At 62.5% G+C, this 18,859-nt stretch carries 15 protein-coding genes; 2 read left to right on the top strand and 13 right to left on the bottom strand.

Annotated features, from left to right (window positions below):
• Nucleotides 1-22: 22 nt before the first annotated feature.
• The 12 genes from IAE41_RS13820 to tssI form a co-directional block, all read right to left on the bottom strand.
• Nucleotides 23-718, bottom strand: a complete 696-nt coding sequence (locus IAE41_RS13820; protein WP_200733504.1) for a hypothetical protein — start codon at nucleotides 716-718, stop codon at nucleotides 23-25.
• Nucleotides 719-936: 218 nt separating this feature from the next.
• The gene (locus IAE41_RS13825) at nucleotides 937-1,617 is read right to left on the bottom strand and encodes a hypothetical protein (protein WP_200733505.1); all 681 of its coding nucleotides are present in this window, start codon (nucleotides 1,615-1,617) and stop codon (nucleotides 937-939) included.
• An 84-nt stretch (nucleotides 1,618-1,701) separates the two neighbouring features.
• On the bottom strand, nucleotides 1,702-2,544 hold the full coding sequence (locus IAE41_RS13830; protein WP_200733506.1) for a hypothetical protein: 843 nt from the start codon (nucleotides 2,542-2,544) through the stop codon (nucleotides 1,702-1,704).
• Between the two features lie 140 nt (nucleotides 2,545-2,684).
• Nucleotides 2,685-3,155 carry an SMI1/KNR4 family protein gene (locus IAE41_RS13835; RefSeq protein ID WP_200733507.1) on the bottom strand — a complete coding sequence of 157 codons (471 nt, stop codon included), beginning with the start codon at nucleotides 3,153-3,155 and terminating at the stop codon, nucleotides 2,685-2,687.
• Nucleotides 3,145-3,444 carry a hypothetical protein gene (locus IAE41_RS13840; protein ID WP_200733508.1) on the bottom strand — a complete coding sequence of 100 codons (300 nt, stop codon included), beginning with the start codon at nucleotides 3,442-3,444 and terminating at the stop codon, nucleotides 3,145-3,147. Before IAE41_RS13840 ends, IAE41_RS13835 begins: the two co-directional genes overlap by 11 nt.
• Before the next feature lie 253 nt (nucleotides 3,445-3,697).
• Nucleotides 3,698-4,144, bottom strand: a complete 447-nt coding sequence (locus IAE41_RS13845) for an SMI1/KNR4 family protein (RefSeq protein ID WP_200733509.1) — start codon at nucleotides 4,142-4,144, stop codon at nucleotides 3,698-3,700.
• 190 nt (nucleotides 4,145-4,334) lie between these two features.
• On the bottom strand, nucleotides 4,335-5,219 hold the full coding sequence (locus IAE41_RS13850; RefSeq protein WP_200733510.1) for a hypothetical protein: 885 nt from the start codon (nucleotides 5,217-5,219) through the stop codon (nucleotides 4,335-4,337).
• A 17-nt stretch (nucleotides 5,220-5,236) separates the two neighbouring features.
• Nucleotides 5,237-5,797, bottom strand: a complete 561-nt coding sequence (locus IAE41_RS13855; protein ID WP_200733511.1) for a hypothetical protein — start codon at nucleotides 5,795-5,797, stop codon at nucleotides 5,237-5,239.
• A 48-nt stretch (nucleotides 5,798-5,845) separates the two neighbouring features.
• Complete coding sequence (locus IAE41_RS13860; RefSeq protein WP_325167003.1) at nucleotides 5,846-10,480, bottom strand: RHS repeat-associated core domain-containing protein; 4,635 nt, start codon at nucleotides 10,478-10,480, stop codon at nucleotides 5,846-5,848.
• A gap of 19 nt (nucleotides 10,481-10,499) precedes the next feature.
• Nucleotides 10,500-10,628, bottom strand: a complete 129-nt coding sequence (locus IAE41_RS22665) for a hypothetical protein (protein ID WP_006441023.1) — start codon at nucleotides 10,626-10,628, stop codon at nucleotides 10,500-10,502.
• Complete coding sequence (locus IAE41_RS13865) at nucleotides 10,625-12,241, bottom strand: hypothetical protein (RefSeq protein WP_200733512.1); 1,617 nt, start codon at nucleotides 12,239-12,241, stop codon at nucleotides 10,625-10,627. The genes IAE41_RS22665 and IAE41_RS13865 overlap by 4 nt, the downstream gene beginning before the upstream one ends.
• A 19-nt stretch (nucleotides 12,242-12,260) precedes the next feature.
• A complete protein-coding gene (gene tssI / locus IAE41_RS13870; RefSeq protein ID WP_200733513.1) occupies nucleotides 12,261-14,504 on the bottom strand; it encodes a type VI secretion system tip protein TssI/VgrG in 2,244 nt (747 codons plus the stop codon).
• 220 nt (nucleotides 14,505-14,724) lie between these two features.
• Between tssI and IAE41_RS13875 the strand changes: the two genes are divergently transcribed.
• Nucleotides 14,725-15,777 (top strand): DUF1176 domain-containing protein, encoded by a 1,053-nt coding sequence (locus IAE41_RS13875; protein WP_200733514.1) that lies wholly within the window; start codon nucleotides 14,725-14,727, stop codon nucleotides 15,775-15,777.
• Nucleotides 15,778-15,830: 53 nt separating this feature from the next.
• Here IAE41_RS13875 and recJ read toward each other — a convergent pair whose 3' ends face one another.
• Entirely contained in the window at nucleotides 15,831-17,588 is a 1,758-nt protein-coding gene (recJ, locus tag IAE41_RS13880) for a single-stranded-DNA-specific exonuclease RecJ (RefSeq protein WP_200733515.1), read from the bottom strand.
• Nucleotides 17,589-17,744: 156 nt separating this feature from the next.
• On the opposite strand from recJ, the gene IAE41_RS13885 reads away from it, so the two are divergent.
• Nucleotides 17,745-18,782, top strand: a complete 1,038-nt coding sequence (locus IAE41_RS13885) for a DUF1176 domain-containing protein (RefSeq protein WP_200733516.1) — start codon at nucleotides 17,745-17,747, stop codon at nucleotides 18,780-18,782.
• Nucleotides 18,783-18,859: the final 77 nt, after the last annotated feature.

The raw sequence follows: 18,859 nt of genomic DNA on the forward strand, positions 1-18,859 counted from the left end.
GATGCAGGCAAAGTGACGCGATTCATCGCTTGAGAAGACCAGCACCCTCAATGCGCGCCAGCTCGGCCATCTTCAAATCGTAATCCCTATCTCCAGGAAAGGGGATTGTGAATATCCCCTCCGAACAGCCCACGTTGCGAAGCCTGGAAACCAGAATTCTCCAGAAACTCTTCTTGGGGAGATCCAACTCAGCCCAACACTCGGATTCCGCCCACGATGTAAGCACTGGAATATGAATCTGCGGATTCCACTTCAACTTCGACAGAGGGATTCCCACAACCTCACTATCTGGAGCATGAAGCTCGGAGAAGTCGATGGCTAAATCGACGCCAGCCATCCCGGCTTTCGACCAGCCCAGAACATCCTCAGTCACATCACCCTCAAAAGGGGGCGAACACCAGAGCGCAGCCGCACCCTTCCCACCTCGAACCACGACATTCTCTAGAATCGCCGCAGAGGACACCATCATTGCATCAGGCGCCCTGATCTCGCTGAAAGCGACGGACGACATATGAACACCCTGAGATACTGCGAATGTGCTGGCTGTTGAACACGAAGAAAACCCGCAATCCTTGATCAGGACACCACCCGAGAACGGATCTCCCGGCCCAAAAAGCAGCCGATCAAAATTTTCATTGAAGTACTTCTTCCCAATCAGGGCTCGCGCTCCATCCCTGGATGGCCCGGCCATCGAATACAGAACTTCCATATCATCCATGAGTTAACTCCAATCAGCATACTCAAGACTTGCATCAGCAGGGAATCGACTTACTTGAGCCCTCATGACCGCGATCAAGAATTGATCTCCCGGCTCGCCTTGTACTCCGTCACTGATGACCCAGATCCGAAGTAGTCCCACATCGCATTTCCACTGACCGCCCCAGACCAGACAGACCTCCGCACAACTACGCAAAGCTCGCTTCTGGACAAGGGATATCAAGCCCTCCGTACAGGCGCCGCACGCAATCCTTTGACGATCCTTATCGCTGATGACAACGAATAGTGCTGCTGCGATAGATCGTATGGGCGCGCACTTTTATTCGCCAGAGTCAAATTATAGCCAACCTGATTGACGTCGGGCAGACCAACGCCCAGCGCTAATGAATCTCCAATCAGTGCAGGGTACCGAGAGAGAAACTGTGCAATGCGTGCATGGGATCTACGGGCAATTCTGGCCTCTGGATCAACCAGCGACTCCACCTCGATCTGGAAGAGTTCAACGCCCGCGTGCACAAGCGCGTCCATATGCGAAATTCTGTCGAGCAGCGAGAGGTCATCCCTCAGCAGGAAAAGCCCGTTGGCAATCTTGCCAACATCCAGCGCGGACAGTGCGCGCAACTGCGCCGCGCTGAGCTCGATCTTCTCTGGGTCCACAACGGTGAACTCCAGATATCGGGGCTTCAATTCTTCAAGCAACTCCCTGCAAAAGCCGATGTCATCAAAGCCACCAATTGGATAGACGGCATACGCACAATCAAGCCCGCTACAAAGACCTCCACACTGGTCCACATCCAGTGCATTCGCGGAGGACGAGCGACCGACAGCGAAACCGGCGACATCGATGGATGAAAGTTTCGCAATCTCAACAGCTGAATCTATTTGACTGACCTTTATCATGCCACCCCGCCCAACTGAAAAGAAAGCTTCCGGCTACGCCTCATTGAATGCAACTACGGCGCCTATCCTCGGCGCCCACCCGGGTCAGGTTGTAGCCCCAACCGTCGTGCTCTGAAGCGAGTTGATTTTCGCGCCTACTTTGTCCAGACCCAGCTTCCCACATCCCACAATCTTCAACTCACGAAGCGCGGCAAGATCATTGATTATGTCGACATTCGCTATCCTCTTGCAGTACTGGATATCGAGCATCTTGAGATGCCCGAGCCTGGACAATGCGCGAATGTCTGCCAGCGAACTCAGATTTTTAAGCCGCACTGCCTCCAAATGGGCAAGCTTCTCGAGTCCGTCGAGGCTCTTCAACTTCGTCCCTCCTAGAAGCCCCAGGCGCTCAAGGCCACCAGCCGATGAAGAGAGGGCATCGAAGATCTCATCAGCTACCGGCACGTTCAGCAGGTTCAACTCATCTAGAGGCAAGGCCAGAGCCTGCCTTAGATTCTTCAATGACCTGTCGGGATAAATGGAGAGAACCCTCAACATCGGGAAGCTCGATGCATCGAAGCGCACAGGCACGTCAACGTACAGCGTCCTGAGATTGGGCAGTACGACACTCGGCCACACCAGAGTTCCCGCGCCAAGATGGATGCTCAGCGCCTCGATTCCCTCAGGCAGGAGCCCGTCCTCAAGCCCATCCATGATCGATGGCGCAATGGATCCAGGCCCTATGCTGAGCGATTTGAGACCTCGCATTTCCCTGAGTATCTCTGGCAACGCCTCAAGCTTGTCACCGGGCGGGGACCAGAGGTGGGCCTGCTGAATTCTGGCAAGCTCGTTGTAATTGAAGGGGGCATTGAAGAACACCAGCTCAGCATCTGGCGTCGGAAATGCTGCTCGGTGTCTTGCATCCATCAGAACAACGCTGCGCTTCATGTTCTTCGCCTTCGATGACCCGGAACTTCTCGCCGCGGACGCCATCACTGTACATCCGCAGAGCCCCCATTCCTCAGGTTTCTGCATCGCGACACTGGTGGATAGGCCGTCTTCACAAGCGGCGCGAACGCGACGCCCTGCTATCCAGCCCGACGAACAACCTCCACGAGGAACCCAGCAAAGGAACTCGAAAACGTCTCGAATGCACCGGTGTTGTAGTCGTACCTGAGAACTGGATACTCCCCACCTTTGAGCCCACTGCGCGTATCGAAGTAGAAGGCCTCATCGGCGTCCGGAACATAAACAGGGATCATCCCCGAGGAAGGAAATCCACTCTCCTCAACCAAGCGAGCGTTGTAGATCAGATCATCATCCGCCACATCCCGGTGCTCGGGCTCTGCAAGGCCAAACACCGGATCTGGACCGATAAAAAGGTTCCCATACGCAGCAAGCCAGGATCTATAGCAAGCCGGCAAAGGCAAGCCAAGCTCCCTCTCCGCATCCTCCACCAGATCTGGAGGAGCAGCACGACCAGGAAAAACCCTCACGCGTGATGAGCCAGCGATCATCGTGCCAAGGCGCTCGAAAGCAGAGTTCCAATCAGGGCTCACCTGACCTCCCGGGCCAATCAAGTGAAGCGCGACTCAAGGCATCAACAGCGCCCGACAAACTGATGTTGCCAGCACTTCGAGGCAGCGCCGCACTTTCAAAGCCACGAACCAGCCAGCGTTCAATTGAAGATGCGACGGAATCATCATCGATGCGCGAGGCCTCTTCAACTGCAATGCAGATGGCGATAGACACACTTCTCTTTCTGGCAGAGAACTTGGTCGTCGATGAAACGCCTGCCGCACAGTGGTCGGTCACACTACCACTGATCCACAGCTCGACATCGATCACGTCCAAGCCGTCGACGGATACATCTCAAGGGCAGATTTCAGCCAAGCACGGGCCTGGACGATTCCGGGAAGGAACTTCACGCCCATCTCCGGACCACCTATCCTGCAACTCAGGGTCACTTACATATGTCCTCCAGATGCCTGACTTCGATCGTACTCGTAGCGCATATCGAACGTCGGAGCGGCGCCCTTGCGTGCACGCGCCCTCTGCTCTTCGGCTGAGCAGCAAGCCCCGGTGCACTCAGCTTTCAACCTCAAGCCTGCCGGACAATCTTCTCAATGAAACCTAGAAAATCCTCAGCAAACGGCTCGTACTTGCCATCAGACCAATCACGCCTAACAATCGGATACTCGCCACATATCAGGCCACTACTCGCATCAAAATAGAAAGACTCATCCGTATCCGGGAGGTAGAGTGAGATGTATCCGACCGGCAACTCACCATCCCGAGCGTCCAGTCTGAAGTTATAGACCAGATCACTTTCCGAAATTTCACTAACATCCCTCGGTGCAAGTGTCAGGACGGCAAAGGCGCCAACTCTAAGATTCCCCAACTCAAGAAGCCATTCCTTATACGATTCGGGCAGAGGGACACCCAGCTCTTTCTCAGCATCACGAATTCGATCGATATCAACCTGACGACCAAGAAGCATCTTGACTCGAGGATGCTGCGCTACCAACGCTTTCAGATCATCAAACATGAATACACCTCACTGCCGACGTTCAACGAACGCCACATAACTGCACGCACACCTTGATTCATCGCGAATAAGATGGAAAGGCCGAAAATGACAAAACGTCTGCCTCGTGAAATTGGGAGGATGCGCTGACCTTCACTCAGAATTCTTCACACCCCGATGAGGCGAACGCAGCGGATAACTATTAACCTGACTACTCTGAAACAACGCCCAAGCGCCTCAACTCCGCAATGCCGCCGGCCCAGTCTTCCCGGCGCTTCTTGGCAGCAGCCAATGGCACCACCAGCAACACTTCTTCGGCATCCGAGTCACTGAAGATGCTCAGCCTCGTACGCGTCTCAGGGAATGCATCCGCGAATTGTGATCCCAACATGTCCATCCCACCGAAGTCCCGCTTCCGGATGATGACCTGGGTCTGGGTATCTCTCCTGATCAGATTGAGAGGCACGCCCTTGCATGCGAAATCGACAAATCTTGCCCGACTGATATCCAGCGCCCAGTTCGTAGCTTCATAGAATGCCGCACGCTGCTCTGCGAATGCAGCGAGAACGCCAGCATCAGTGCAGAACGCAAAGGGTTCAAGATTGATTTTGATCTTTCCAATCTTTCCCACAAGGGAGACCCTTCTGAAGAAACAGGACCAAAGGAGGAGGATTGGATTCACATCCAACCCGTCGATCTGAACATCCTCCAGCACCGTTGGCCCGATCTCGCAGTTGATCACCTTGCAGTTCGACACATGAACATCGCGGACGGAGCTCATCTTCGAAGGTCGCTTTGAAAGCGACATCCCACAGTTGTCAAAAGAACTGTTCGCTACTCGAAGCGCCTCGAAAGCACTGCCGCCATTGTCGAACTTCGTGCTGAACTGCTGCGCGCCAATGTGTTGCATAACTAGACCCAGGGCGGAAGCACCATGACCACATCTCAGCATGGACCAGTCAGTATCATCAAGTCCATCGCAATCAGCAGACCCTGGAAAATCTAGACCCACAAAAGCCTCTGGCAGCTCGACGTGGCCAGCCGAATGGGCAGATTTGTGCCTAGAGACTGCGTCAATGGCCAGGAACGCCTTCACGGATCAACCCCAAAAATCTACTTCTTCCCGGCAGCCTTTGCCACGAACAACGCATGCAGTCCATTGGCAAGATAGGCTCCCTCTGCACCGTCATACCTCCGCGCGGCATCTGGCCAGGCAATGAACTTCCGATCTGCCCTTGTACCGCGCCGGCCACTTTCAGCATCTACTGCGACCACCTTCACTCCAGATGACTTTGCCGTATTCAATACGACCTCCACGAAGTTCTCGGTGCGCTGGTCACCCGCAGGTATTGAAGCCCTTAGCTCTCCGTTGATCAGGGAATTCGGAATGAAGTCCGCCGCCCTTGCCCTCAATAAACTCATCAATCCTGATCCAACCAGAGCATAAATCCATCCCTTGCCTGATGGATGAGGCTTGACGTAGCGCGCGTGGAATTCACCCTCGGGAACAATTGAAGAATCCACGATAGTTACATGCGCACCCTTACACTCGTCGATCCGACTCCTGAAGCTCGGCCGGCCGGTCTCTGCCTGCTCATCCATGCTTACGAATCTAGTCGACGGATGAATCGCAAGCAACGCATCCGCAAAATCCATCTCATCAAGGGCACTCATAAATACACATTGTTGAATCAATTTTGACCCAGCCACTATCTACCCCACTCAAGTTCTGCAATGTATGCCTGCACCAATATTACTGACATCAAGCGATCCCAACTTTAGCCCGGCACCCTTGACAACCGTAAGTATAGCGTCCCCTATTCTCTGGTTTGAAAGCCTGCCAGCGTTCGTCAACTCGCGCCTGGACATTCCGCCAAAAAATCCTCCCTTATCAACCGTTTGTATACGCACCGTCCTACCAGATGTCCGATCAATAAAGGTCATGTCGGGATAGGTCCCTCCTCTCCTGCCAGGTGTCATGGGCTTGATAAACTCCTCTGGGATATCCAAGCCTGTTACTGGATCACGCCCACCAGCGACAAGGTCAAAGGTTGGATTATCTCGAATGAATGCGTCTCTCACCTGATCCATATGGGTCTGAGTGGCAAGATTTCCACGACGAGCGAGCCCCAGTGGATCAATCCAGCCCAACACGTTTGGTGCGTAATCGTAGAGATTCGCAGACGGAAAGATCCCCAACGGGTCCTTGGACACGTAAGACCCCACCAGTGAATCGTAGTATCTGTTCCTGTTGTAGTTCAATCCTGTTTCACCATCAAAGTACTGCCCCTGCAGTCGCAGATGGTTTTCAATACTGCCCCCCGCATCCACACAAGAATTTCCCCACGCGCTCGGTCGCCCTCGCCAAGCAACGACTCCGGCAGTGCTCAGGATTTGCGATGGGCATCCAATGGGCGTTAGCTGGTAGTAGTACACACGACCGCTAGTATGGTCCTGCGCAGGTACGTCTTGCTGCTGAATCCGACCACTGGGCAATGCAATGTCCTCGAGCTTACGAACTGATCCGTCAGATACATCTGCTACAGAAGCAGAGTGGTCTCGGACATGCATATCATTCGGTGCACTTCGGACTGCACGCAGACCGGGGGTGCCGAGATTCTCTGGGCCAAGCGATGAAGAAACGGACCGACTTCTGCTTGGCGCGCATGGACTTGAGCTGGGCCTTACTCCCAAAGCCCCGGCGCCAAGGCCACCGAAGCTGACACCTTCTCTATGCTTCACGGACGAACCGGGCATCGTCTGTTCAGTGCGACGCCGCTCTGATTGATCGATCGCTGGCACATTCGTCGAGACCTCGGCAAGAGGACTGGACGTCCCGCCCTCTCCCACTAGACCCTGACGGCTCTCTATCAGACAGTGGTCTGAGACGGACCTCGCTTCCACCAACGCCAACGGCACAAACGTCCCCGGGTAGTACACATACTCCCGCACCCGCTCATGCAGCTTTTCCAACCGCCGCTGCCGACGCCTCACCTCCACCAGGCTCGCCACATTACCCACCCAGACCGGCGCCGCCTCTTCGGCATCGTTGGCCTGCTGCACCTCACCCAGCAACGCATCTCCATCCCAGAAGAACCACGTCGTCTGCGTTGGATTGCGCTTGAACACCCGCCGTCCCAGCGGGTCATAGCCGTAGTACGTTGACTGCCCGTTGCGGCGGCTCTCGGCCAACCGATGGTTGGCATCCCAGATCAGCGTCAGGTCATCCGGCGCATCCCCATGCGGCACGCCCTTGCGAACCAGGTCGCCCGCCCGGTCAAACACGTAGTGCATGCCCTGGTAGGAGCCTTCGCGCGTCCAGGTGGTCAGGTCGTCATCGTCGCCGCCCACCACCTTGCGCGCCTGCACCTGCTTCACCTCGGTGCGCAGCCGGTCGCCCGCCGGGTCGTTGAAGTAGCGCTCCACCTTCCCCTTGGGGTCGATGTGCTGCAACAGGCGCCCGATCGCGTCGTAGCGGTACTCGTCCACGCCCTGTGCGCTGTCGCTGCGCCGCGTCAGGTTGCCACTGCGGTCGTAGTCATAACGCGTTTCGAACAGCGGCGCGGCATCCTTCAGTACCGACTGCGAGGTCAGCAGGTTTCGGCTGTCATAGGTGAAGTCGCGCTGTAGATGCGGGCTCAGCTGCTCGCGCGTTGTGCGACCTAGCGCGTCGCGCTCAATGGAGATCGGCGACTCGTCATTGATCGCCACCGACACCGTCTGGTCCCGCAGGTCGTAGCCAAACGCCACGCGGTTACCCGCCGAGGTCTCGCGCAGGACCTCATTTCCCACTTCATCGTAGCCATAGCCGACACGGAAGCCATCCTGCAGCTCTTCCAGCAGCTGGCCCAGCGGGTCATAACGGCGCTTGACCGTGCGCGCCGGATTGCGCAGCTCGACAATCTGCCCCTGCACGTCGTAGACAAAGTGCTCCTGCACCTGCTGGCCGGGATGACGTACATCCGGCAGCGTCTTGCGGGTGATGCGCCCAAGCTTGTCGGTGGTAAAGGCGATGCGCTGGCCCAGCGGATCCAGGGTCGCCGTCAGCCGCCCGGCAGCATCGTAGCTGTAACGCCGTGATTGCCCCCAGTAGTCCACTTCCTCGACGATGCGGCCCAACGCATCGCGTACAAGCTGGTAGGTCTCGCCGCGCTGGTTGACGACCGCGATGAGCTGTTCTTCGGTGTCATAGCGGTACTCAACGCTGTGGCCATCGGCCTGCAGGCGCTTGCCGATCTGTCCGATGCCCACGTACTGCAGCCGCGTCTGCGCGCCCACTTCATCGGTGTAGCGGACCAGCTGATCTTCGGCATCGTACTCGCAGCGCACACCGGCGCCATCGGGGCCAGCGGTGGCCAGCAGGCGTCCCTTGGCGTCGTACTCGTAGCGGCTGGCCTGTCCCAACGGATCCACCTGGCGCAGCAGGTTGCCGAGGGGATCGTGCTCGAAGCGGCTCTCATGGCCGAGCGCATCTATGACGGCAGCCACCAGCCCATGACGGTCATAGCGCAGGCGTGTGACTGCCTGCCGCGCGTTGGTCTGCGACTCCAACTGTCCCCGTGCGTCGTACTCGAAGCGTGTCGTTGCACCCAGTGGATCGGTCTGGCTGACCAGCAGGCCCCGGCCGTCATACGCCTGTTGCCAATCGACACCATCCGGCGTCCGCAGCGACACCATATGGTCGTCCAGGTCGTACTCCATCTGTATCGACGTGCCATCAGCGCGCGTCAGGCACACCAGGTTGCCCTGCGCATCGTAGGCAAACGCCGTACGCAGCCCCTCCGGATCGGTCACCGCCACGGTCCGCCCGAAGTCGTCGTACTCGAACAGTGTCACGCCATCGAGCGGATCGATCTCGCACAGCGGCAGCTGGTTCTCGTCGAACTTGACCACACTCAGATGGCCCAGCGAGTCGGTCACCCGGGTCTCGCGCAGCAGCGCGTCGTACTCAAAGTGGTAGTCGTACAGGCCGCCATCGCCCCACGAGTGCACTACCCTGCCCTGTGGGTCGAACGCGTAGTGGAATGACAGGCCGACGCGGTCGGTGTGCCGCACCAGACGATGCTGTTCGTACGCGAAGGTGCGCGGCGCACCCAGCGCATCGACAGCCGCCAACAGATCACCCTCGCCACTGTAGCGGTAGCTCACCAGCGGATGCACCAGGCCGGTGGCCGGGTCATGCAGCGCCATCCGGTCGATGCGTCCGTGGCGTGCCTCCACCTCGATGAAGCGCCCTTGGAGGTCGCCGACGCCACTTTCGACAATGCGCACCAGATGGCCGTCGCGGCGCTCGAACCGCCAGTGGTTGCCGTGGGCATCTTCGATGCGCTCGATCGGCCACGACTGCGGATTCGGCAGCGCGCTGACGCCTGCCGGCAGTTCGCCGCCGAACACATACTTCAGGCCGCTCTTGAAGCGGACCTGCCACTGCCCGCGCCGCCGCAGCAGGCGTGCGCCATCGACGAAATCGAGGATCGCCCCGGCCTCGCCGTCGGCCGGTGGCAGCTCGGGGAAGAACGCAGCCTGGTCCGGGCCGGACAGCCACACGCTGCCGTCGTCCAGCAGTTCCAGGCGGATATCGGCCGGCGTCTGCCAGCCGGCGCCGCACAGGCCCGGCTCACCTGCCCGGCGCGAGCCGTAGCTGCGCTGCCAGGCGAAGGACAGCCGCCCCGGAATGTCGAAGTCCTGGTGGCTGACCACCACGCTGCCATCGCGGATATCCACCGGCTCGGCACGCAGCACCTTGCACTTGAGGAAGCTCGAGGGCAGATGGCCCCATTTGCCACGCCGCCAGTTGGCAAAGGCATCCATCTTCTTGCGGAAGAAGGCGCTCTTGCGCAGCTTGCCCAACCCAGCGAATGCGGCGCGGAACGCCAGCGCGGTCCAGGACACCGTGGGCGGCCCGCCGATGGTGACGCTGGTGGGAATGGCCACGTTCAGGCCGGTGGGCAGCGACATCGCGCGCAACGGCTTCTTCGGCTTCTTCACCCGGAACGGGTTGATCATGCCGGCCAGGTTGCAGTCCAGCACCGGCATGGCCAGTCGCGAGAACGGCTCGCCATCGGCCGACACCGTGCGGCTGCCCATGAAGATCTCTTCGCCGTCGAACTGCGGTCCCATCGGCGCAGCCAGCGGCGGCCCCCACACGCCCAGCGGAATGTGGATGTCCAGGCCACCGGTACCGGCAGTGCCGCGGTGCACGCCATTGACCTTGATGGTCGACCCGATGAACGGGATGTAGTCGAACGGATCCAGCACCAGGCCGATGTGCGGCGTCGGCAGCGGGCACGGCGGCACCGCGTACATGTGGATGTCGATGCCCAGCTGCGGATCGAAATGCTTGGCGGCGATGCTCACGGCAACACTCCTTGTTGCTTTACAAGGCGCGGAACAACGCGCGCAGGAACGCCTTTACTTCGTCACGGTACTCGGCGCTGATCCAGGTCACGACGATGATGCCCAGCACGATAGCTACCAGCATCACCACGGTCTTGTTCGACTTCATGCAACAGCAACTCCTGTAACGTTCGTTCCGGCGGGCGCGGCCACGGGTGGCTGCAGCAGGCCCGAGGGGTCGGGCAGCGGCTGCATTGCCGGCGGCTCGCTCCACACCGGAATGTCATGGTCGAGCGGATGCTCGATGGCGGGCAGGCCATTCCAGCCCGGATCGAGGAAATCGCGACCGACAGCCACGATCTTGCGGAAAAATTCATCGCCGCCCTGGATCAGGCGCTCGCGCCCCTGCTGGGCACGGTGGAAACCACGCTCCAGCGTGGCATCCAGCTCGGCGTCGATCGCATCCAGTGCCGGGCGTGGTGGCTGCGGCCCCAACGCACGCCCCTGTGCGTCAGCCTTTTCCAGCAGGCCGGTACTGGCCTGCAGGTAGTCGCTGGCCACCTGCTGCAGGGATTCGCAGCGGCGCGCATCCTGCAGCTGCAGCAGGTCCCACAGCGCCTGCGGCAGCGTGGTGGCCTTGCGGTCGGCCGGCGCCAGTGGCTTGGCGATGCGGATGGCCTCCAGCAACTGGGTGCGCGCGGCCTCGCGCTGGCCCGCCTGCAACTGGCACCAGCCGGCCATGCGTTGGCCTTCCAGTGCGAACATCGGGTGCGGGATGCTCGCCGCCGACGCCGATGCCTGCAGGTAGGTCTGTGCGGCGCGGTCGGGCTGCTTGGCGGCCAGCCAACAGCCGGCCTCGCCGAACCAGCTCTGCATCACCAGCTCCGGCGCAGCGGGGTTGCCGCTCATGCGCGCGCCCTCGGCCGCGCTTCGCGCCTGCCGGTAACTGTTGATCGCCTGCCCGTGGTCGCCATGCTTCAACCACGCGCCGGCCACCATCATCTGCACCACCGACTGCTGGTCCTGCCAGCCATGCCGCTGCGCCAGCCCCTGCGCGCGCCCGGCGCGGGCAACGACCTGCGAGGGGCTGCCGCGCTCAAGCAGCAGCATCAGGTCTGCCAGCAGCTGCCGGTACAGCACTTCCGGACCACGGCCGCCGGACTGCGCCGCGGTGTCGCGGGCGATGCCGAACATGTCGACCGGGGCGCTGACCACACGCGCCAGCGCGCCGTGACGGTCCAGCAGCGACTGCCAACGCGGATCTTCTTCGGTATCCACCAGCACCAGGCGCAGGCGCGTACCAGGACCGGCGGCCAGCGCCGCGTCCACCCAGCGCTCGAAACCCTCGCCCGGCACGCTGCGCTCCGGCTCAAGCACCGCCGCCAGCAGGCGCAGGTGCTCACCGTGGTGGTCGATGAAACTCTCCAGCACCTGCACTACGCCATGCGCGCTGTCCGGCTGCGCCTCATGCGGGCCCCGCCACCCAAGCGGCACCTGCTGCGAACGCAGATCGTCCTGGCTGGCCAGATAGCGATCCAGCAGGTCCTGCTTGACCTGGCGGCTGTAGCGGAAGCCCAGTTCATAGGCGGTATCGATACGCAGGAAGTAATCCGGCGTATCGCGACCCGCGTCGTTGCGCTGCATTTCGAAGAACGCGGCCAGCAAGCGGCTGGCGGCGGCCGGCAGGCGCCAGACCAGCAGCCGCCGGCTGCTGTCGGCGCTTGCATCCAGCCAAGCATCGCGCAGTGCGTTCAGGCCACGCAGCATGGGGGTGTCCTGCATCGTGCTTCTCCCTTGCGGCTCAGCAGTTGAGCTTGATCTCGCTGCCGTTGACCGAAACACCACCGGCGTCGATGACCACCTCTGAACCACCGGCGGTGATCTTGATCGCGCTGTCGGTGATCTCGATGACCGAACCGCCGACCTTGCTGGTGAGCTTGACCGCCGATTCCAGGCTCATCGCCCCGTCCGAGCCCTGGCTGTGGGTGCCGGTGACATCCTGGCTGAAGTTGCCGGTGACATCGATGACGCGCTCGCCGACGTTGCTGTCGTCGACCTTGCCCTGCACCTTGCGCTTGTCCTGCCCGGTGATCGTCACTTCCCGACCGGCCTGCAGGGTCTCGGTGACCAGCCCGCCCACGGTGCGGCTGGAGGTGGAGGTCACGGTTTCGGCCCAGGTGCCGGTGCGCTGGCTGGTGTAGTTGCCGGTCAGCGTGGTCTTGAAATCACCGGTGATGATTTCGGTGTAGCCGGCGGCCACGATCGTCTTGGTTTCGCCCGCTTCGTATTTCCCGGTGACCGCACCGGTGACATTGGTGGTACGGGTGCCGGTGACGCCGAGCGTATCGGTGCCGGTAATGGTGATGCCGCGGTTGCCGCCGACACTGATGTCCTGGTTGGCGCCAACGCCCATGGTGTGGTTCACCGCCACCGTGGTCGACTTGTTGTTCTTGATGCTGGCGTTCTGGTCGTTGAGCACGGTGGTGACCATGTCACGCTGGGCGCGCATGTTCAGCAGCTCGCCGCCGGCGCCATCGTGCATGGTGATTTCATTCCAGCCTGCGCCCTTGACGGTCTTCGACTTCAGGCCGCTGACCTCCATGCCGAACGGCGGCATGTTGTCTTCGTTGTAGACGCGCCCGGTGATGATCGGCCGGTCCGGATCACCGTCGAGGAAATCGACGATCACTTCCTGGCCCACGCGCGGCGGTGAGACGCCGCCCATGTCGGCGCCGGCCCAGGGGCTGGCGCTGCGGATCCAGCACGAGGCATTCTCGCGACGGTCCAGCTGGCGGTCCCAGTGGAACTGCACCTTTACCCGGCCGTAGCGGTCGGCGTGCAGTTCCTCGCCCGGCGGGCCAACCACCGTGGCAGTCTGCGGGCCCGGCATGCGCGGCCAGGGGGTGAGCCGCAGCGGGCGGTACGGGATGCGCCGGCGCAGCACTTCGGCCTGCACTTCCACGCTGGGCGCTTCGGCACTGCCGAAATCGGCGGCAAAATTGTTGTGGCCTTCGCGCTGCACACTGACCACGAAGAAGCTGCGATCAGTGTCGTCGCGGCCGATGAAATCCGGATGGCGTTCCAGGTCGAAGCACCCGCCCGCCTCCATCTCGCCGGCATTGCCCGCACACTCGAACAGCTTGGTGGGCCAGGTCACTTCTTCGTTGCGCACGGCGGCCAGCGCCGTACCGATACGGCTGTTCATGAAGCGCGCGGCACCGTCGTAACGGTACTGCTCCAACGGCGGCAGCAGGCCCATCGGCACCTGGTTGCCCTGGTTGCCATCCAGTCGCTCGCCCGGCTGCTTGAAGTCGAAGCTGCGCAGCGTCTGCACGCTCGGGCCGACCCGGCGCCGCGCACCCCAGCGGTGCAGGCCGGTGCTGGCCAGAGTGCCCTGGTCGGAAACGTAGGCGATCGGTTGCGGCTCGCCGTGGGCAGTGCTCAGCGTCGAATCGTCGCTGATCACCATCTCGTGGCCTTCCTCGTCGTGGACGAAGCTGTAGTACAGGCCCGCGTCTTCCAGCAGGCGGCTGACGAAGGCGAAGTCCGATTCGTTGTACTGCACGCAGTACGGCAGCGGCGCAAGCTTGCCGGGGTTGAGGTCGTAGCGGTACCGCGCCAGCTGCGCATAGCCCTCGAAGACTTCCTCGATGATCTGCAGTGCAGTGCGATCTTGGAAGATGCGGCAGTTGCAGGTGTAGTCGAGGAAGGCGAACCACGGCGCCAGTTCGGCGCGGTAGGCACTGAACTGTGCCTGCTGCCCGGTGCTGGCGAACTCGCGCACATACCCATGCACGCTGCGGTCGCCGAATTCATCGCCCAGCTGCAGGCGCAGCGGCTGGCCGACCAGTTGCTTCAGCTCCAGCCGTGGCTGGATGGAAAGCAGGTCGATGCGGTAGGTGAACGGGCTGGAGACCGAGGCGATGCCATCGAAGCGCTTGACCAGGAAGGTATCCGGGTCCAAAGCGGTTTCGACGCGGATCAGGCGTCGGTCCTGGTGCAGGCGCTGCAGTGCGGCGCCGGGGAGCAGTGATTCGGCGTACATCGGGCGTTCCGTCGTCCCATGTTGGTCGTGGCCCGACTGTGCCATCCAGACGTGACGGGCGCCAGCTTTTTGACGGTCACATGGTCATATAACGAGATGAATTCATTAAGGTTTTCCGTCGTAATGTGCTTCGCGTCACATATATTCCGTCACAGAGCGGCTGGTCAGCCCTGCACCTGCGCGGCACCATAGCGTCCGGTTTTCCCCCATAAGGATGTGCATGCGCCCGTTGTTCCTGTCCGTGCTGTTGGCTGTTTCGTTGCCTGCCGCCGCTGCCCCGACCTCGCCTTTCCCGTTCACCCACAACGACTGGACGCTGTCGTGCGACAACACGCGTACCTGCCGCGCAGCGGGCTACCAGTCCGATGAGGGCGACGGCCCGGCGGTGTCGGTGCTGCTGACCCGCGCGGCCGGCCCGCAGCAGCGCGTGCAGGGCCAATTGATGCTGGGCCAGTACGATGAGGACGGGCCGAAGCTGGCGCCAGGCGCGAACGTCCATCTGCAGATCAACGGCACCGACCTGGGCCGCCTGTCGCTGAAGGAAGGCACCGGCGCACTGACGCCGGCACAGACCGATGCGCTGCTGGCGGCACTTACCCGCACCAGCCGCATCGAGGTGGTGGGCGGGGGCAACCAGCGCTGGACGCTGTCCGACAGCGGCGCGTCGGCGGTGCTGCTGAAGATGGACGAGTTCCAGGGCCGCCTCGGCACCCCGGGTGCACTGGTGCGCAAGGGCAATGGCAGCGAGGACAAGGTGCTGCCGGCGCTGGCACCGCCGCTGGTGACACTGCCGAAGCTGCCCGCTACGCGCCCTGCCGACGCCGCGATGGCACAGACGCAGGCCACGGCGTTGCGCCGTGCTCTGCGCGCGGCGACGCCGGCCGATGACTGCGCGGCCATCAGCCCGGAAGGCCACCCCATGATCGATGAGCCGGAAGAGCTGACGATCACCCGCCTGTCCAGCGCCAAGGTGCTGGTGTCCACGCTGTGCTGGCGCGCGGCCTACAACGAGGGCTACGGCTTCTGGGTGGCCAATGACAAGGCGCCGTTCAATCCGGTGCTCGTGACCACGTCAGGCAGCGACAGCGATGGCCGGGTCATCAGTGCCGCCCATAAGGGCCGCGGCCTGGGTGACTGCTGGCACACCACGGACTGGAGCTGGGACGGCAAGCGCTTCGTGAAGACCGGCGAAGCCACCTCGGGCCTGTGCCGCCTGGTGGCAGCCGGCGGCGCCTGGGACATGCCGACCGTGGTCAGCAAGGTCCAGCCCTGAACGAGTGACAGAAGAGGTGCGGCCCGTGCATCGGCATGGGCCGCACTCCAGGTTCAGGCCGGCAGGCAATGCTCGATGATGAGCTGGATCGCCGCACCGCCGCGGTAGTCATCGCAGGCCAGACGGTAGGCCAGGTGCACGTGTCGTCCCGGTGCATTGCCGTGCCAGCCGCCGAAGTGGATGGCGTTGACCGTGCCCGGCAGGCCGGGCAGGCGCAGTTCCAGTTTCAGGTGGCGCTCTTTCAGCACGCGCCAGTTGGCCACTTCGAAGTGGCCATCGAACATCGGCTCGGGGAAGCCCTGCCCCCACGGACCGGCCAGGCGCAGGGCATCGGCATGGCGATGGTCGAGCTCGTGCACGGCCAGTTCGCCATCGCTGAGCACATGCTGCTGCAGCGCGGCCGGGTCCAGCACTTCCTGCACGATGGCGACGAAGGCCGCCTCGAACGCAGGCAGATGCTCCAGGCGCATGCTCAGCCCGGCCGCCATGGCGTGCCCACCAAAGCGTTCGACCAGGCCGGGATGGCGCGCGTCGACCAGCGCCAGCGCATCACGGATATGCAGGCCCGGGATGGAACGCGCCGAGCCACGCAGGGTGTCCGCCCCCGCTTCGGCCGGAGCGAAGGCGATCACCGGACGGTGCAGGCGATCCTTCATCTTCGATGCCACCAGACCGACCACGCCGGGATGCCAGTCGGCATCGAACAGGCAGGCGGCCACCGGACGCTCGCCTTCGGACTGCAGTACCACGCGCGACAACGCCTGTTCGGCATCGTCGGTCATCGACTGCTGCACCGCGCGGCGTTCGGCGTTGATCTGCTCCAGGGTCTGGGCGATGTCGCGTGCCTGGCGCGGGTCTTCGGTCAGCAGCAGCGCAATGCCCAGGGCCATGTCCTCCAGGCGACCGGCAGCGTTCAGGCGTGGGCCGAGCGCAAAACCAATGTCGGTGGCGGTCAGTCGCGCGCTGTCGCGGCCACTGGCTTCGATCAGCGCCTTCAGGCCCACGCAGCCGTGCCCGGCGCGCAGGCGACGCAGGCCGGCACTGACCAGGGCGCGGTTGTTGGCATCCAGGACCACCAGGTCGGCCACGGTGCCCACGGCCACCAGATCCAGCAGCGTGGTCAGGTCCGGGCCCTTGCCATCGGCGAACACACCGGCCTCGCGCATCTGCCGGCGCAGTGCCATCAGCACATAGAAGATGACGCCGACACCGGCCAGCGATTTGCTGGGAAAGTCATCGCCTTCCAGGTTCGGGTCGACGATGACATCGGCCGGCGGCAACTGCGGCCCGGGCAGATGGTGGTCGGTCACCAGCACCTGCCAACCCCGCGCCTTGGCCGCGTTGACGCCGGCATGGCAGGCAATGCCATGGTCGACGGTGACCAGCAGGTCCGGCTGCAGGGCAGCCAGTTCCTCGACCAGCGAAGGCGACAGTCCATAGCCGTGCACCATGCGGTTGGGCACGGCATGGAACACGTGCCGCGCGCCGAGCATGCGCAGGCCGCGCACACCGACCGCACAGGCGGTGGCGCCATCGCAGTCGAAATCGCCCACCACCAGGATGCGCTTGTCGTTGGCGATGGCGTCGACCAGCAGCGCGACGGCCGCATCGATGCCGGTGAGCAGCTCCGGCGCGTGCAGGTTGCCCAGCCGCGGCAGCGCCAGTTCCGGCGTGGTCGCGCCACGGCTGGCATACAGGCGGGCCAGCAGCGGCAGCGTGTCGTCGGGCCACGCACCGGGCTGCACCGGCTCGCGGCGGCGGATCATCGGCGTATCGGACACGGGAGGCGCACCATCGGCGGCAAGGGACATCGGCATCGCCGGGTTGCGGAAGACGCCGCCATGATAACGCGGGGCTACATACGGGGTCAGAGCCCTCTGCAGGCAGAGGGCTCCGACCCCACCCCGACATTTGGATTATTCGGCCACATCTTCCATGCTTGCCGGCCCCGAAACGGACTTCCACACATGCGCCACACCTTGCTTCCCGCCCTGCTGGGCCTCGCCCTCGCCCAGACCGCCCACGCGGCTACGCCCGAGCCAAAGGCCGGTGTGAAGTTCGAGCACAACAACTGGTCGCTGGCCTGCGACAACACCCGCACCTGCCGTGCCGCGGGCTACAGCCCGGAAGAACCCGCCAACCTGCTGAGCCTGATGCTGGAACGCGCGGGCGGCCCGAATGCACCGGTCATCGCGCGCCTGCGCAATGGCGAGGGCGATGACCCGGCGCCGACCGGTGCGCTGCGCCTGCGCCTGAATGGCAAGGACCTCGGCCCGGTGCAGGACACCGGCGAAGCGGAAAAGGTGCTGTTGAAGCAGGCCCAGACCGATGCCCTGGTTGCCGCCCTGCCCCGCCAGGCGCGCATCGAGATCATCGATGGCAAGGGCAAGGCATGGCCGATCTCCGACAGCGGCGCCACCGCAGTACTGCTGAAGATGGACGAGGCGCAGGGCCGGCTGGGTACGCCCGGCGCGCTGGTGCGTCGCGGCGACAAGGCCGAAGCGAGCGTGCCGGCGGCTCTGCCGGTGCCGGTGATCGTGCACGGCAAGCTGGTGGCACCGCGCAGCACGGATGCGGCGCTGGGCAAGGTGCCTGCGCTGCGCAAGGCGATGATTGCCAGCCTGCCCACGCCGGACGAGTGCACGCGCCTGAGTGATGGCGAGCAGGATGAGATCGAGATCCAGCGGCTCGATGCCAGCCACGTGCTGGCCAGCACCAGCTGCTTCATGGGTGCCTACAACTTCAGCAGTGGCTACTGGGTGGTGCAGGACAAGGCACCTTACCAGGCGCGCTTCGTGACCTCCGACGCGGAGGACTTCGACCGCGACGACGCCATGCTGCGGGGGCGCTTCCGCGGCCGCGGCATCGGCGACTGCTTCTCGGGCCACGACTGGGCATGGGATGGAGCGCGTTTCGTGAAGAGCAGCGAGTTCACCACCGGACAGTGCCGCGGCGTGGCGGGCGGGCACTGGCAGCTGCCGACCGTGGTCAGCACGGTGAAATGAAAACAGCCGAGCATGGCTCGGCTCTACAGTAGATCCACGCCATGCGTGGATGGCCCCAGTAGATCCACGCCATGCGT

The organism is Stenotrophomonas sp. S39 (genome assembly GCF_016624665.1).
In the GTDB taxonomy this organism is placed as follows: Bacteria; Pseudomonadota; Gammaproteobacteria; order Xanthomonadales; family Xanthomonadaceae; genus Stenotrophomonas.

Coding starts and splice junctions, on each gene's coding strand:
- IAE41_RS13825 (WP_200733505.1), bottom strand. CDS start 1,617: ATGATAAAGGTCAGTCAAATAGATTCAGCTGTTGAGATTGCGAAACTT.
- IAE41_RS22665 (WP_006441023.1), bottom strand. CDS start 10,628: ATGAAGTCGAACAAGACCGTGGTGATGCTGGTAGCTATCGTGCTGGGC.
- IAE41_RS13845 (WP_200733509.1), bottom strand. CDS start 4,144: ATGTTTGATGATCTGAAAGCGTTGGTAGCGCAGCATCCTCGAGTCAAG.
- IAE41_RS13865 (WP_200733512.1), bottom strand. CDS start 12,241: ATGCAGGACACCCCCATGCTGCGTGGCCTGAACGCACTGCGCGATGCT.
- IAE41_RS13885 (WP_200733516.1), top strand. CDS start 17,745: ATGCGCCACACCTTGCTTCCCGCCCTGCTGGGCCTCGCCCTCGCCCAG.
- IAE41_RS13855 (WP_200733511.1), bottom strand. CDS start 5,797: ATGAGTGCCCTTGATGAGATGGATTTTGCGGATGCGTTGCTTGCGATT.
- IAE41_RS13820 (WP_200733504.1), bottom strand. CDS start 718: ATGGATGATATGGAAGTTCTGTATTCGATGGCCGGGCCATCCAGGGAT.
- recJ (WP_200733515.1), bottom strand. CDS start 17,588: ATGTCCCTTGCCGCCGATGGTGCGCCTCCCGTGTCCGATACGCCGATG.
- IAE41_RS13875 (WP_200733514.1), top strand. CDS start 14,725: ATGCGCCCGTTGTTCCTGTCCGTGCTGTTGGCTGTTTCGTTGCCTGCC.
- IAE41_RS13830 (WP_200733506.1), bottom strand. CDS start 2,544: ATGAAGCGCAGCGTTGTTCTGATGGATGCAAGACACCGAGCAGCATTT.
- tssI (WP_200733513.1), bottom strand. CDS start 14,504: ATGTACGCCGAATCACTGCTCCCCGGCGCCGCACTGCAGCGCCTGCAC.